Source organism: Belnapia moabensis DSM 16746, assembly GCF_000745835.1.
GTDB classification, from domain to species: Bacteria; Pseudomonadota; Alphaproteobacteria; order Acetobacterales; family Acetobacteraceae; genus Belnapia; species Belnapia moabensis.
This window is the reverse complement of record NZ_JQKB01000054.1, coordinates 1-14,409: the sequence shown is the minus strand read 5'-3', so window position 1 is coordinate 14,409 and position 14,409 is coordinate 1. Positions and strand designations below refer to the sequence as shown.

The following is a 14,409-nucleotide window of genomic DNA, read 5'->3' as shown; positions in this document are numbered from 1 at the left end:
ACCTCCGCCTTTTGTGGCGAGTGTGACGCATAAATCGTGGCTTGGCCAAGCTGGCCTGTGATTGAATTGCGGTGGAACTTCGCTGCATGCGCATTGCCCATCGCTTGGGCAGCACCAGCCCATCGCGTGGCCAGACCCCATGGGCTTTGCGCTGGCGCGGGTTGTGCTAGCCTCCGTCAGGCAGCGATGGAGCATGCGATGCGGCAAGGGGTTCGGCGCAGGGCCATCATCGCGGCAGGCCTCGCATGGCCCGCATGGGCGGAAGGCTATCCCTCGCGGCCGATCCGCATGATCGTCCCGTTTCCTCCTGGCGGCGGCGTCGACCTCACCGCCCGCCTGCTGGCGGAGCCGTTGCAGCGCGAGCTCGGCCAGACCATCATCATCGAGAACCGCGGCGGGGCCGGCGGGGTCATCGGCGTGGAGGCGATGTCGCGCGCGCCGGCGGATGGTTACACCCTCTCCCTCACCGGCGCCGGCACGACGACGGCCGGGCCGCATCTGCGCGCGCTTCCCTATGACGCGATGGGCCTCGCGCACATCACCCGGCTGGTGCGCATGCCCTTCATCCTCGCCGTGCGCAACACGCTACCGGCGAAGACGATCGAGGAGTTCACGACGCTCGACCGCCGCGGCGAGATTCGCTGGGCCTCGGGCGGCATCGGCACCAGCCAGCACCTGGCAGGCGAGCTGTTCAGACAGATGTCGGGCCTTGCCATGGTGCATGTGCCCTATCGCGGCACCGGGCCGGCGCTGAACGACCTCGCCGCCGGCATCGTCGATGCCTATTTCGGCGACCCGGCGACGCTGACGCTCATCAAGGGTGGGCAGGCGCGGGCGATGGCCGTCACCTCGCCCGGGCGCTGGCCGCTGCTGCCGGAGACGCCGGCCGCGGCCGAGGCGGTGCCCGGCTACGAGGCGGAGAACTGGTACGGACTGGCCGCGCCGCCGGAGACACCGCAGCCGGTGCTCGACACGCTCTCGGCGGCGATCCGCAAGATCCTGGCCGACCCGGCGGTGGCGGCGAGGTTCGATGCGGCAGGGCTGCATCCGTCGTCGCTCTCCATCGCCGAGTATCGCGCCTTCCTGGCGCGCGACACCGAAACTTGGGGCCGCGTCGTCAAGGCCGGCAATATCCGCGTGGATGGCGATTAGCCCATGCTCAGACTGGCGGTCGATATCGGCGGCACCTTCACCGACCTGGTGCTGGAGGAGGATGGGCGGAACTGGTCCGCCAAGCTGCTCACCACCCCCGCCGCGCCCGAGCAGGCGGTGCTGGAAGGCACGCGGCGCATCCTCGCACTCGCGGGGCGACAACCGACTCAACTCGGCCTCGTCGTGCACGGGACGACGCTTGCCACCAATGCGCTGATCGAGCGCAAGGGCGCCCGCACGGCGCTGGTGACGACGGAGGGCTTCCGTGATTCCATCGAGATCGCCTGGGAGCACCGCTTCGAGCAGTACGACATCCACATGGAACGGCCGGAGCCGCTGGTCCCCCGCCCCTGGCGACGTGGCGTTCCGGAGCGGATCGCTGCCGATGGCGCCGTGCTGAAGCCGCTCGATGAGCTGTCGCTGCGCGCCATCGCCGCGGATTTCCGCCGCGACGGCATCGAGGCGGTGGCCATCTGCTTCCTGCATAGCTTCACCCATGAAGCGCATGAACGACGTGCGGCCGAGGTGCTGGCGGAGGCGTTGCCCGGCGTCGCCCTGTCGCTATCCTGCGAGGTCGCACCCGAGATCCGTGAGTACGAACGCGCCTCGACCACCATCGCCAATGCCTATGTGCAGCCGCTGATGGCCGGCTATCTCGGCCGGCTGGAGAGCGGGCTGCGCGAGGCGGGCATCGCCGCGCCGCTGCTGCTGATGATGTCCTCGGGCGGCGTCACCACCGTCGAGACGGCGCGGCGCTACCCCGTGCGCCTGGTCGAGAGCGGGCCGGCGGGCGGCGCCATCCTGGCCCAGGCCGTCGCTGCCGAATGCGGGCTCGACCGCGCCGTCGCCTTCGACATGGGTGGCACCACGGCCAAACTCACCCTGCTCGACGGGCTGGAGCTGCAGCGCTCCCGCCAGTTCGAGGTGGCGCGGGCCTATCGCTTCGTCCAGGGGAGCGGCATCCCCGTCCGCATCCCGGTGATCGAGTTGGTCGAGATCGGTGCCGGTGGCGGCTCCATCGCGCGGCGGGATGCGCTGGGGCGCATCCAGGTCGGGCCCGACAGCGCCGGCAGCGTCCCCGGCCCCGCCTGCTACGGCAACGGCGGCACCGCGCCGACGGTGACAGATGCCGATGCCGCGCTCGGCCGGCTCGATCCGGCGCGCTTCGCCGGCGGCAGCATCCCACTGCATCTCGACCGCGCCGCAGCGGCGCTGGCCGGGCTCGGCGAGGATGCGGCGGCAGGTGTCGCCGAGATCGTCAATGAGACGATGGCGAGTGCCGCTCGAGTACATGCGGTGGAGAACGGCAAGGACACAGCCGAGCGCACGCTGATCGCCTTCGGCGGCGCGGCGCCGCTGCATGCGGCGCGGTTGGCGCGGAAGCTCGGCATGGCGCGCGTCGTGGTGCCGGTCGGCGCCGGCGTCGGCTCGGCGCATGGCTTCCTGCGTGCGCCGATCGCCTATGAGGTGGTGCGCACTCGGCACATGCGGCTGGATGCGCTCGACCTCGCGGCGCTGGAGGCGCTATTCGCCGCCATGCGGATGGAGGCGGAGGCGGTGGTGCGCCTCGGCGCGCCGGAGGAGGCGCTGGTCGAGACGCTGACCGGCTTCATGCGCTACCGCGGCCAGGGGCATGAGATCGCGGTGCCGATCACCACGCTCGACGCCATGGCGCTGCGGGCCGGGTTCGACGCCGCCTATGCGGCGCTGTTCGGCCGCACCATTCCCCGGCTGGAGGTGGAGGCGCTGACCTGGACGTTGGCGCTGGCCACCAGCCGCCCCTTGCCCGGGCCCGCCGCCGCGCCGCCGCCGCGTCCGACCCCGGCGCCCGCCGCATGGCGGATGCTGCTCGACCCGGCGACCGGGTTGCGGGAGGAGGCGGCGCTCCATGAGCGGGCGGCGTTGGCGCCGGGCATGGCGCTCGAAGGTCCGGCGCTGATCGTCGAGGATGCCACCACCACCGTGGTGCCGCGCGGCGCCACGGCCCGCGTCAACGCCCTCGGGCAGCTCGTGCTGGAGATCGCGCCATGAGGGACATCCGCCTGCAGGTGATGTGGAACCGGCTGCTCTCGGTCGTCGAGGAGCAGGCCCGGGCCCTGGTGCGCACCGCCTTCTCGACCAGCGCGCGGGAGGCAGGCGACATCTCGGCCGGCGTCTTCGACCTGGAGGGGCGGATGCTGGCGCAGGCCGTCACCGGCACGCCGGGGCATGTGAATTCCATGGCTCGCAGCGTGGTCCACTTCCTCCGCGAATTCCCCGCCGAGACGATGAAGCCGGGCGACCACTTCATCACCAACGACCCGTGGAAGGGCACTGGGCACCTCTACGACATCGTCATCACCTCGCCCGCCTTCCATGACGGGAAGCTGGTCGCGCTCTTCTCCTGCACCACGCATGTGGTCGATATCGGCGGGCTCGGGCAGTCGCCGGATGGGCGGCAGGTCTATCACGAGGGGCTGTTCATCCCGCTGCTGCCGCTGGTGCGGCAGGGCGTCTGGGACGAGAGCCTGCTGCGCATGGTGCGCGCCAATGTCCGCGAGGCGGTGCAGGTGGAGGGCGACATCCATGCCCTCGTCGCCTGCAACCTGATCGGCGAGCGGCGGCTCTCCGCCATGATGGCGGAGCACGGCATCGCCGATCTCGACGAGTTGGGCGCGCATATCATTGAACGGTCCTGCGCCGGGATGGAGGCGGCGATCCGCGCCCTGCCGCAGGGGTCCTGGGAAGGGCATATGCGGATTGACGGCTATGACGCGCCGATCGACCTGCGCGCCCGCGTCACCATCGCCGGCGACCATGTGGCGGTGGATTATGCTGGGACCTCCGGCGCCTCGGCCTACGGGATCAACTGCCCGATCTGCTACACCGAGGCCTATACGGCCTTCGGGGTGAAGTGCATCGTGGCCCCCACCATTCCCAACAATGCGGGAACGCTGGACGCGGTGCGGGTGACGGCGCCGGAGGGCAGCATCGTCAACGCGCTCCATCCGGCGGCGGTGAATGCGCGGTCCACCATCGGCCACATGCTGCCAGACGTGGTCTATGGCGCGCTGCACCAGTGCATCCCCGGACGGGTGCCGGCGGAGGGGACGAGCAACCTCTGGAACCTCAAGCTCGGCGCCGGGCACGGCATCACCGGCCCGACCGGCCAGCCCTTCATGGTTACGACCTTCCATTCCGGCGGGGCGGGCGCACGGCCGCGGCAGGATGGGCTCTCGGCCACGCCCTTCCCCTCCGGCGTCCGCAACGTGCCGGTCGAGATCACCGAGACGGTGGCGCCGGTGGTGATCTGGACCAAGGAGCTGCGGGCCGGCAGCGGCGGGGCCGGGCGCCAGCGCGGCGGGCTCGGCCAGGTGATGGAGGTGGAGCACCGGCATGGCGCGCCCTTCGGCATCTTCGCGACCTTCGAGCGGGTGCATTACCCAGCGCGCGGACGCGAGGGCGGGGAGCCGGGGGCAGCAGGGCGGCTGTCGCTGGCCGATGGCACGGTGCTGAAGGGCAAGGGCTTCCAGGTGATCCCGGCAGGCGGGCGGCTGGTGGTGGAGATGCCGGGCGGCGGCGGCTACGGCCCGCCGGAGGAGCGCGACCCGGCGGCGGTTGAGCGGGACATCGAGGCGGGGCTGGTGGCTAGGCCATTGATGCAGCTTTCGGACAAATAGGCTGGCGGGGGCGCCCGGGGCCTCTCGAGGCGGCCTGGCGGGCAGGTGGGGCATGGCGGCTCTCTGAGTAGGTGGCCGCGCAGCGTAACAAACCCGGCCCGCCAGAAGGAAGCTTATTTTCCTAAGTGCTCCTCACACCTCCACGTTCCAGAACATCGGAAAGCTCGATTGCGGCAGGCCCTTCAACCGGTTGCGGTAGCCGGCGGGGATGGTGAACTGGCCCCAGCTCACCGCCGGGGTCAGCTCATAGGCGACGGACTGGATCTCGTCGGCCAGCTTGCGGCGGGCGGCGAGGTCCGGCGCTCGGGCGAAGGCCTGCAGCAGCGGTGGGATGCGCGCGTCACAGCTCCAGCCCGTGTAGTCGGCGCAGGTGCTGGCGATGTAGAAATGCGTCAGCGGCGAGATCATGTCTATGCCGTTGGCATAGACCGAGAAGAGGCTCCACCCCTCCTTCCGCACCCGCCGCGCCAGCACCGTACCCCAGTCCATCACCTGCTGCTCCACCGTGAAGCCGACGGCGCGCAGGTTCTGCGCCAGCACCATGGAGGCGGTCTGGCTGATGCTGCCCTGCACCTCCAGCATCACCACCGGTTGCCCGGCATATCGCGTGCGGGCCAGCGCGGCCTTTGCCTTCTCGAGCGAGAAGTCGAGTGCCTCGGCCCCGGCGCGGCTCTCATAGGGGCTGTCGCACATGAAGACGCTGCCGCAGCGCTGCACCGCGAAGCGCCCCGGCACGCCGATCGCCTGCAGCACCGCCGGCTGGTCAACCAGGTGCCAGAGCACGCGGCGGATTTCCGGGTCGTCGAAGGGCGGCGCCGCGTGGTTCAGGCGGAAATTGCCCTGGAACATGTGCAGCCCGCCGAGGCCCATCAGCGTGATGCCGCGCGCCCGCTCCAGCCGAGGCAGCAGGTCGAAGGGCAGGTATTGCTGGTAGTCGATCTCGCCGGCCATCAGCGCGGTCGCCGCCGTCGCCTGGTCGGGCATGACCAGCAGCGCCAGCTGGTCGATCTTCACCGTCTTGCCGCCCGCGAGGAAGCTGGCGGGCTCCGGGCGCGGCCGGTAGCCGGCGAAGCGCTCCAGCACCATGCTGCTGCCGGGCTTCCAGAGATCGGCACGGAAGGTGAAGGGGCCGCTGCCGACGATCTCGGTGATGCGGGTATCGCCCGGGATGCGCGCCAGCCGCTCCGGCAGGATGAAGGGCACCGGGGCGTTCGGCTTGCCCAGCACCTCGAGCACCAGGGGGAAGGGCTCGCGTAGCGTCAGCACCAGGGTCGAGGCGTCGGCCGCCTCGAATTGCGCGCCTGCGGCGAGCAGCAGGCGGCCCATGGCGTCGCGCGGCGCCCAGCGCGCGAGCGAGAGGGCGCAGTCGCGGGCGGTGACGGGCGCTCCGTCATGGAAGCGGAGGCCGTCGCGCAGGGCGAAGCGCCAGGTCAGGCCGTCGGCTGCGCTCTCGGTGCGGTCCACCATCTGCGGGCGGATGGCGCCGCTATCGTCCATGGCGAAGAGCGTGTCGAAGACGTGGTAGCCGAAGCTGCGGCTGATGGCGGCGGTGGTGAAATGCGGGTCGAGGATCACCGCCTCGGATTCCAGCACGACGTTCAGCGTGGTGGCGGCGCGTGCCGGGCGAGGGCGGGCCAGCGCCGCGGCGCCGCCCGCGAGCAGGAGGTTGCGCCTGGTGGAAGGCTGCATGGACCGCTCCTCGGTTTTTCTCCGGCCAGCTTAGGCACGGAGCGGCGGCCGCGTCACCCGATGGCGGCCGCCGCGGCGAAGCCGGCCTCCGCGGCCTCCAGCGCCGCGTCAATCTCGGCCGGGCCATGGGCACAGCTGAGGAACATGTTGTGCTTCGGGTGGAAATAGGCGCCGGCCCGCAGCGCCGCGGCGCAGAAGGCATTGCCGCGGGCGAAGTCCGCATCGCCCTCGAACAGCATCAGCGGCATCTGCGGCGGGCCTGATTGGCGGATGGCGAGCCCATGCCGGGCGGCGCCGGCCGCGAGCCCGGCGCGCAGCCGCTCGCCCATCGCCCGCATATGGGCGGGGCCGTCGAGGCGCCGCAGCTCGGCCAGCGTCGCCAGGGCGGCCGCCATGGGCACCGCGGCGCACCAGAAGGAGCCGGTGGTGAAGACGGAGGAGGCGGCCTCGCGGAAGCGCTCCGCCCCCGTCACCGCCGCCAGCGCATGGCCGTTGCCGATCGCCTTGCTCCAGGCCGAAAGGTCCGGGCGCACGCCGAGAGCCTCCCAGGAGCCGCCGAGGTCGAGGCGGAAGCCGGCGCGCACCTCGTCGAGGATCAGCGCGGCGCCGGCGGCATCGGCCAGCTCGCGCAGGCGGCGGGCGAAGGAGGGCGTGGGCATCTCCTGGTCGCGGCCGAGGTCGTGGCGGAAGGCGGCGACCAGGATGCCGGCGAGGTCGCCGCTGGCCTGATCCACCGCATTTTCGAGGGAGGCGATGTCGTTGTACTCGTAGTGGATGATATGCGCCCGGTCCTCCGCGGTGACGCCGACCAGCGAGGGCGAGCACCAGGGCGCGGCGCCGTGGTAGCTGCCGCGCGCGGCGAGGATCTTCCGCCGCCCCGTCCCGGCGCGGGCGACGGTGACGCAGGCGGTGGTGGCGTCCGTGCCGTTCTTCTGGAGGAGGCACCAATCGGCGGCCGGGATCAGCCTGACCAGCGCCTCTGCCAGCTCGACCAGCACCTCGCCCGGCCCGTTCATGGCGTCGCCGAGCGCGGCCTGGCGGGCGACGGCCTCCTCCACCGCCGGATGCCTGTGGCCGAGGACGATGGGGCCCCAGCTGCACATGAAGTCGATGACCGTATGGCCGTCCACATCGGTCAGCCGGCAGCCCTCGGCGCTGCGGAAGAATTGCGGGTAGCCGGCCGGCAGGCGGGCCGCGTCGAGATGGCCCCAGAGGCCGCCCGGGATCACCTGGGCGGCGCGCCGGCGCAGCGCGGCATCCAGCGAATTCGGCAGGTCATCCATGGCGCCCCTCCACAACTCCCCGCATGATAACCCCGGGAGGAAGAGCCATGCGACGCCTGATCCTTGCCCCGATGCTGCCCGCCAGTCCGGCCATGGCCGACGCGGTGAGGTGCGGATGACCGACCTCGCCGCCGCATTGCCGAAGCTGGACGGGGTTCTGGAACTGCCGGGACTGGCGGCGCCCGTCACCATCCACCGAGACCCGCAGGGCGTGCCGCATCTTCGCGCCGGGACGGCGCATGATGCATGGTTCGCGCTCGGCTTCGTCCATGCGCAGGACCGGCTGTTCCAGATGGACCTCACCCGCCGCAGGGCGACGGGGCGGGCGGCTGAATTCCTCGGTCCTCCGGCGGTGGAGGCGGACGCGCTGGCGCGCCGGCTCGGCGTGGAGCGGGCCTCGCGGCGCGACTATGCGGCGGTGGCGCCGGAGACGCGGGCGATGCTCGACCGCTATGCCGAGGGGGTGAATGCGCTCATCGGCAGCGACACGCCGCTGCCGGTCGAATACGCGCTGCTCGGGGAGCGGCCGGAGCCCTGGGAGGGCTGGCACAGCATCGCGGTGATGCGCCGGCTCGGCCTGCTGATGGGCTCCGTCTGGTTTAAGCTCTGGCGCGCGGCGGCGCTGCCGGTGGTGGGGGCGGAGCAGGTCGGCAAGCTGCGCTACGACGATGGCGGGATGGATGCGCTCATCATTCCGCCCGGCGTCGAGGCCAGGCGTTGGGAGGCGACGCTCGCCGAGCTGGCGCCGGGCCTCGCCGCGTTACTGGAGGCAGCGGCGCCGGATGCGGCGGGAGGCGGCAGCAACAACTGGGCGGTGGGGCCGGGGCGCAGCGCCACGGGCCGGCCGGTCCTGGCGGGTGATCCGCACCGGGTCTTCGAGATCCCGAACATGTATGCGCAGCATCATGTCGCCTGCGACGCGTTCGACGCGATCGGGCTGACGGTGCCGGGGGTGCCGGCCTTCCCGCATTTCGCCCATAACGGCCGCGTCGCCTGGTGCGTGACGCATGCCTTCATGGATCTCTTCGACCTCTTCGTGGAGCGGTTCGACGACAACGCGGAGCACACCCTGTTCCGCGGCGGATGGCGCCCGGTGGCGCGGCGGCACGAGACGATCGCGGTGCGCGGGGCGGCGCCGCGCGAGATCGAGATCATCGAGACGCATCATGGCGCGGTGATCGCCGGCGACCCGGCGCGCGGCACGGCGCTCGCGCTGCGCACGGTGCAAACGGCCGAGACCGACCTGTCCTTCGATTGCCTGCCACGCATGCTGCGTGCCGGCTCGGTGGAGGAGCTCTACGCGGCGACGGCGGGCTGGGGGTTGATCGACCATAACCTGGTGGCGGCCGATACCGCCGGGCATATCGGCCAGCTCGTGCGTGCCACGCTGCCGCGGCGACCACGCGCAAATGGCTGGCTGCCGGTGCCGGGCTGGACCGGCGAGCATGAATGGGAGGGGTGGATTCCATATGCCGAGATGCCGCGGGTGATCGACCCGCCAGGCGGCGTCATCGTCACCGCCAACAATCGCGTCGTGGCGGATGACCATCCCGACTATCTCTGCACCGATTGCCATCCGCCCTACCGTGCCCGGCGCATCGCCGAGATGATCGCGGCCGGCGAATCCCTGACAGCGGCCGGGGCGGCGGCGGTGCATGCCGATGTGCTCTCGCCCAATGCGCTGCTGTTGCGCGAGCGGCTGGCGGCGCTGGCCGAACCGGCGGAGCAAGCCGCGGCCCGGCTGCGCGCCTTGCTGCTCGGTTGGGATGGGCGGATGGCGGCGGGCAGCGAGGCGGCCACGGCTTATATCGCCCTGCGCCGCGCGCTCACTGCCCTGCTGGCCGAGCGGAGCGGGCTCGCCGGGGTTGCCGGCCATCCCTATCTCGCCGTTCCGCCCGGCGTGGTGCCGATGAACCAGCTCTGGTGGTGCCTGCCGCGCCTGCTGCGGGACGATGACACGGCACTGCTGGGCGGTTGGTCCTGGACGGAGGCCCTGGCCGAGGCATTGCGCCGTGCCGCCGCAGAGCCGCCGCGGCCCTGGGGCGAGGCCCACGCGCCGCGCTTCAGCCATCCGCTGACGCCGCTCTTCCCCGAGGCGGGGCTCGACCCGCCGGCGCAGCCGCTGGGCGGCGATGGCGATACGGTGCTGGCGGTGGGGATGCTGCCCTCGGCCGGCACCGCCGCCACCTATGGGGCGCTGGCGCGCTATGCCTTCGATGTCGGCGACTGGGACAACAGCCTCTGGGCCGTCTTCCACGGCGTCTCCGGCCGGCCGGGCAGCCTGCACTATGCCGACCAGAACGCTGCCTGGTCCGACTGCCGGATGGTGCCGATGCGCTACTGTTGGCCGGTGATCGAGCGAGAGGCCGGTGCGACCCAGGTGCTGCAGCCATCGAGACAAGGAGGACGCCCATGACACTCCCCCGCCGCGCGGCGCTCGCGCTGCCCGCCCTCATGCTAGCCGGGCGCGCCCATGGCCAGCCGGCCTTCCCCAACCGGCCAGTGCGCATCATCGTGCCCTACACGCCGGGCGGCGCATCCGACATTGCCGCCCGGCTCCTGGCGGAGCATCTGCCATCGGCCTGGGGCCAGCCCGTCGTGGTTGAGAACCGTGCCGGGGCGAATGGTATCGTTGGCACCGAGGCGGTGGCCAAGTCGCCGGCGGACGGGCATTCGCTCGGCCTCGTCTCGGTGAACCATGCGGTCAACGTGCCGCTCTACCGCACCCCTTTCGACACGCTGCGCGACATCGCGGCGCTGACGGTGGTCTATACCGTGCCGCTGGTGCTGGTGGCGGCGCCCGAATTCGCGGCCAATACCCCGCAGGAGCTGGCCGCCCTGGCACGGCAGGCGCCGGGCAAGGTCAGCTTCGCCGGCACGGGCGGGGCGGTGCACCTGGCCGCCGAGATGTTTGCCAGCCGCGCGGGCGTGGAGATGACCCATGTGCCCTATCGTGGCAGCACGGCGGCGCATCCGGACCTGATGGCGGGGCGCATCGGCGTGATGTTCGACACCCTGCCGGCAGTGCTCGGCCATGTGCAGGGCGGCAAGCTGAAGGCGCTCGCCGTCACGGCCGCGCGGCGGGTGGCGGTGCTGCCTGAGGTGCCGACCGTGGCCGAGAGCGGCTTTCCCGGCTACGAGGCAGCGACCTGGGGCGCGCTGATCGGCCCTTCCGGCATCCCGGCGCCGGTGGTGCGGACCATCGCCGACGGGACCGCCACCGCATTGCGCATCCCCTCGGTGCGGGAGCGGCTGATGGGGCTCGGCGCCGAGGTGGTGGGCAGCACGCCGGAGGAGGCGCAGGCCTTCGTCACTGCCGAGGTGACGAAATGGTCCGAGGTCGCCGCCAAGGCCGGAATCGAGCGCCAGTAGCGGCCCGCGTCGCGACCGAGGAGTAAGGGCCATGTCGAGCTCATTGAACGGCCGCGTCGGCCTGGTCACCGGCGGGTCCCGCGGCATCGGGGCCGCCATCGCGCTGGCGCTGGCCGAGGCGGGGGCGGCGGTCGCGGTGAATTATCGGGCGAGGTCGGCTGAGGCCGAGGCGGTGGCCGCGGCGATCCGGCAGGGCGGCGGCCGCGCCATGGCAGTCCAGGCCGATGTGTCCGATGGCGGCGCCGTCGAAGGCATGGTCAAGGCCGTGTCGCAGGAGCTCGGGCAGGTCGGTATCCTCGTCAACAATGCGGGCATTGCGCTGATCCGCGGCATCGACACGCTGACCGAGGCGGATTTCGACGCGACGATCTCGGTCAACCTGAAATCCGCCTTCCTCTGCACCCAGGCGGTGCTGCCGCATATGCGGGCGCGGGGTTGGGGGCGGATCGTCAACATCTCCTCGGGTGCCGCGCGCGGCGCGGGAGCCATCGGCGTGCATTACAACGCCTCCAAGGCCGGGCTCGAAGGGCTGACGCGCGGCTACGCGGCCCGCCTGGTCACGGAGGGCATCACGGTGAATGCGGTGGCGCCCTCGCTGATCGACACCGACATGGTGAGGTCGGGCGTCGCCCAATCGCCAGCCCGCATCCCGCTCGGCCGCTTCGGCACCGCCGGGGAGGTCGCTCAGGCGGTGATGATGCTGGTGGGCAATGCCTATATGACGGGCCAGACCGTCGCCCTGTCCGGCGGCATGGCGTTCAACTGACCCTCGCGGCCCGCCGCCATCTCATGCCGGAGCCTGCCCCGATGCCCATGGCCTTGCTGGCGGCGGATGAGCCGCCGCCCTTCACCGCGCACAACCTCGCAGGCGCCTCGCCCTGCCTGCTGCTCTGCGAGCACGCCAGCAATCGCCTGCCGCGCCGGCTTGGCGATCTCGGTCTGCCGCCGGCCGAGCTGCGGCGGCACATCGCCTGGGATATCGGCGCGCTCAGCCTGGCGGAGGCACTGTCGAGGCGTCTTGATGCCGCGCTTTTCGCTACCGGCTATTCGCGGCTGGTCATCGACTGCAACCGCCCGCTCAGCGTGCCCTCCTCCATCCCGGAGCGGAGCGAGGATACGGTGATCCCCGGCAATCTCGGCCTCGACCCGGCGGCGCGGGCGATGCGGGAGGCGACGCTGTTCCATCCCTTCCAGGCCGCCGTCGCCGGGCATATCGAGGCGCGGCGGCCGGGATGCATCATCGGCGTGCACAGCTTCACGCCGGTCTATCGCGGCGTGGCGCGGCCCTGGCAGGCCGGCGTGCTGTTCGGCGCGGCAGAGGGTTTCGGCCGCGCCTTGCTCGGCGCCCTGGCCGCACCCGGCCTCTGCCTCGGCGAGAACGAGCCTTACCGCATCGAGATCGAGGAGGACTACACCGTGCCTGTGCATGGCGATGCGCGCGGCCTGCCGGCCCTGCTGATCGAGGTGCGGCAGGACCTGCTCGCCGATGCCGCCGGCATCGCGCATTGGGCCGGGCGGCTGGAGCCGGCCATCCGGCAGGCCATCGCCGCCTGCGACGGGCCGGCCGGATGAGCCTGGCCGGCCTTCGCCCCCTGGTTCGCCCCCTGGGGTCAGCCTGCCGCGTCGGGTAGCGGCGGCGCGGAGGTGCCGGCCCGCAGCGCCGCACGCGCCGCGGCAAGGATGCCGGTGCCGCCCCGCTCCGGCCGCAGCACCAGCAGCAGCAGCGACCGGCCGGTGACGACGTAGGGATGGCCGAACTCAAAGGGCTCCGGCTCTTCCATCTCCGGCCGGTTGGTGTCGATGAGCAGCAGCCAGCGCTGGCCGGCCGGCGGCTCCGGCAACGAGAACTCCACGGCCTCGTGGTAGGAGTTCAGGATCATCAGGAGCGTGGCGTCCGAGCCTGGGCGGCGGATGCCGGTCGCCTGGGCGCGGCCGTCCATCACCACGCCGAAGCAGCGGGTGTTCGGGTCGTCCCAGTGCTGGCCATCCATCTCCGTCCCGGCCGGCGTGATCCAGGTGGCGTCCTTGATCTCCAGCTCCTCGTTGTAGGCGCCGGTGAGGAAGCGGCTGCGGCGCAGCATGGGGAAGGCTTGGCGCAGCGCGATCAGCTTGCGGGTGAAGGCGGCGAGACCGCGGCCTTCGGCATCAATGCCGGCCCAGTCCACCCAGTTCAGCTCGTTGTCCTGGCAGTAGGTGTTGTTGTTGCCCTGCTGGGTGCGGCCGAATTCGTCGCCCGCGAGCACCATCGGCGTGCCCTGCGAGAACAGCAGCGTCGCCATCATGTTGCGCTTCTGCCGCTCGCGCAGCGCCTGGATCTCGGGGTCGTCGGTCGGGCCCTCGACGCCGTGGTTCCAAGAATGGTTGTTCGAATGGCCGTCACGGTTGTCTTCGCCGTTGGCCATGTTGTGCTTGTCGTTGTAGGAAACGAGGTCGTTCAGCGTGAAGCCGTCATGCGCCGCGATGAAGTTGACGCTGGCCCAGGGCTTGCGGCCGCGGCGGTTGAACTTGTCGCCGGAGGCGGTGAGGCGCGCGGCGAGATCCGCCGCCATGCCTTCGTCGCCCTTCCAGAAAGCGCGCACGGTGTCGCGGAAGCGGTCGTTCCACTCCGCCCAGCCGGGCGGAAAGCCGCCGACTTGGTAGCCGCCCGGGCCGATATCCCAGGGCTCCGCGATCAGCTTGACGCGCGACAGCACGGGGTCCTGCCTACAGGAATCGAGGAAGCCACCGCCCTCGTCGAAGCCGTGCGGCTCGCGCCCGAGAATGGTGGCGAGGTCGAAGCGGAAGCCGTCGACGCGCATCTCGGTCGCCCAGTAGCGCAGGCTGTCCGTCACCATCTGCAGCACGCGGGGGTGCGAGAGGTTCACCGTGTTCCCGGTGCCGGTGTCGTTGATGTAGTAGCGCGGCTCGTCGGGCATCAGGCGGTAGTAGCTGGCGTTGTCGATGCCCTTGAAGGACAGCGTCGGCCCACGCTCGTTGCCCTCGGCGGTGTGGTTGTAGACGACGTCGAGGATGACCTCGAGATTGGCGTCGTGCAGCCGGGCGACCATCTCCTTGAACTCGGAGAAGGCGAAGGCCGGGTTGCGGGCATAGCGCCGCGCCGGCGAGAAGAAGCTGATGGTGTTGTAGCCCCAGTAATTGGTGAGCCCCTTGTCCACCAGCGGCCCGTCATTGACGAAGGTGTGGACGGGCAGCAGCTCGACCGAGGTGACGCCGAGGCCACGCAGATAGGCGACGACTTCCGGCGCGGCGAGGCC

At 71.4% G+C, this 14,409-nt stretch carries 10 protein-coding genes; 7 read left to right on the top strand and 3 right to left on the bottom strand.

Annotation, left to right across the window (positions count from 1 at the left end; genetic code table 11):
• The first annotated feature begins 198 nt into the window (after positions 1-198).
• Genes EP26_RS22605 through EP26_RS22595 form a run of 3 tightly spaced genes read left to right on the top strand, consistent with a single transcriptional unit; the run spans position 199 to position 4,811 of the window.
• Positions 199-1,152, top strand: coding sequence for a Bug family tripartite tricarboxylate transporter substrate binding protein (locus EP26_RS22605; RefSeq protein WP_169747455.1), 954 nt, complete (start codon positions 199-201; stop codon positions 1,150-1,152).
• Between the two features lie 3 nt (positions 1,153-1,155).
• A complete protein-coding gene (locus EP26_RS22600; RefSeq protein ID WP_043342098.1) occupies positions 1,156-3,183 on the top strand; it encodes a hydantoinase/oxoprolinase family protein in 2,028 nt (675 codons plus the stop codon).
• On the top strand, positions 3,180-4,811 hold the full coding sequence (locus EP26_RS22595; protein WP_043342097.1) for a hydantoinase B/oxoprolinase family protein: 1,632 nt from the start codon (positions 3,180-3,182) through the stop codon (positions 4,809-4,811). Before EP26_RS22600 ends, EP26_RS22595 begins: the two co-directional genes overlap by 4 nt.
• Before the next feature lie 132 nt (positions 4,812-4,943).
• Here the strand turns inward: EP26_RS22595 and EP26_RS22590 are convergent, their stop codons facing one another.
• Complete coding sequence (locus tag EP26_RS22590; protein WP_043342096.1) at positions 4,944-6,500, bottom strand: ABC transporter substrate-binding protein; 1,557 nt, start codon at positions 6,498-6,500, stop codon at positions 4,944-4,946.
• A gap of 53 nt (positions 6,501-6,553) precedes the next feature.
• On the bottom strand, positions 6,554-7,783 hold the full coding sequence (locus EP26_RS22585; protein WP_211259518.1) for an aminotransferase class III-fold pyridoxal phosphate-dependent enzyme: 1,230 nt from the start codon (positions 7,781-7,783) through the stop codon (positions 6,554-6,556).
• A gap of 115 nt (positions 7,784-7,898) precedes the next feature.
• On the opposite strand from EP26_RS22585, the gene EP26_RS33420 reads away from it, so the two are divergent.
• From EP26_RS33420 to EP26_RS22565, 4 genes are read left to right on the top strand one after another with little or no spacing between them, the layout of a single operon-like run.
• The gene (locus tag EP26_RS33420; RefSeq protein ID WP_084112795.1) at positions 7,899-10,199 is read left to right on the top strand and encodes a penicillin acylase family protein; all 2,301 of its coding nucleotides are present in this window, start codon (positions 7,899-7,901) and stop codon (positions 10,197-10,199) included.
• Positions 10,196-11,155, top strand: a complete 960-nt coding sequence (locus tag EP26_RS22575) for a tripartite tricarboxylate transporter substrate binding protein (RefSeq protein ID WP_043342095.1) — start codon at positions 10,196-10,198, stop codon at positions 11,153-11,155. Before EP26_RS33420 ends, EP26_RS22575 begins: the two co-directional genes overlap by 4 nt.
• A gap of 31 nt (positions 11,156-11,186) precedes the next feature.
• Positions 11,187-11,921 carry an SDR family NAD(P)-dependent oxidoreductase gene (locus tag EP26_RS22570; RefSeq protein ID WP_043342094.1) on the top strand — a complete coding sequence of 245 codons (735 nt, stop codon included), beginning with the start codon at positions 11,187-11,189 and terminating at the stop codon, positions 11,919-11,921.
• 41 nt (positions 11,922-11,962) lie between these two features.
• Positions 11,963-12,727 carry an N-formylglutamate amidohydrolase gene (locus EP26_RS22565; protein WP_245624477.1) on the top strand — a complete coding sequence of 255 codons (765 nt, stop codon included), beginning with the start codon at positions 11,963-11,965 and terminating at the stop codon, positions 12,725-12,727.
• 38 nt (positions 12,728-12,765) lie between these two features.
• On the opposite strand, the gene glgX is transcribed toward EP26_RS22565, so the two are convergent.
• The coding region (glgX, locus tag EP26_RS22560) for a glycogen debranching protein GlgX (RefSeq protein WP_157033686.1) at positions 12,766-14,409 on the bottom strand (1,644 nt) is incomplete at its 5' end.

Coding starts and splice junctions, on each gene's coding strand:
- EP26_RS22605 (WP_169747455.1), top strand. CDS start 199: ATGCGGCAAGGGGTTCGGCGCAGGGCCATCATCGCGGCAGGCCTCGCA.
- EP26_RS22600 (WP_043342098.1), top strand. CDS start 1,156: ATGCTCAGACTGGCGGTCGATATCGGCGGCACCTTCACCGACCTGGTG.
- EP26_RS22595 (WP_043342097.1), top strand. CDS start 3,180: ATGAGGGACATCCGCCTGCAGGTGATGTGGAACCGGCTGCTCTCGGTC.
- EP26_RS22590 (WP_043342096.1), bottom strand. CDS start 6,500: ATGCAGCCTTCCACCAGGCGCAACCTCCTGCTCGCGGGCGGCGCCGCG.
- EP26_RS22585 (WP_211259518.1), bottom strand. CDS start 7,783: ATGGATGACCTGCCGAATTCGCTGGATGCCGCGCTGCGCCGGCGCGCC.
- EP26_RS33420 (WP_084112795.1), top strand. CDS start 7,899: ATGACCGACCTCGCCGCCGCATTGCCGAAGCTGGACGGGGTTCTGGAA.
- EP26_RS22575 (WP_043342095.1), top strand. CDS start 10,196: ATGACACTCCCCCGCCGCGCGGCGCTCGCGCTGCCCGCCCTCATGCTA.
- EP26_RS22570 (WP_043342094.1), top strand. CDS start 11,187: ATGTCGAGCTCATTGAACGGCCGCGTCGGCCTGGTCACCGGCGGGTCC.
- EP26_RS22565 (WP_245624477.1), top strand. CDS start 11,963: ATGCCCATGGCCTTGCTGGCGGCGGATGAGCCGCCGCCCTTCACCGCG.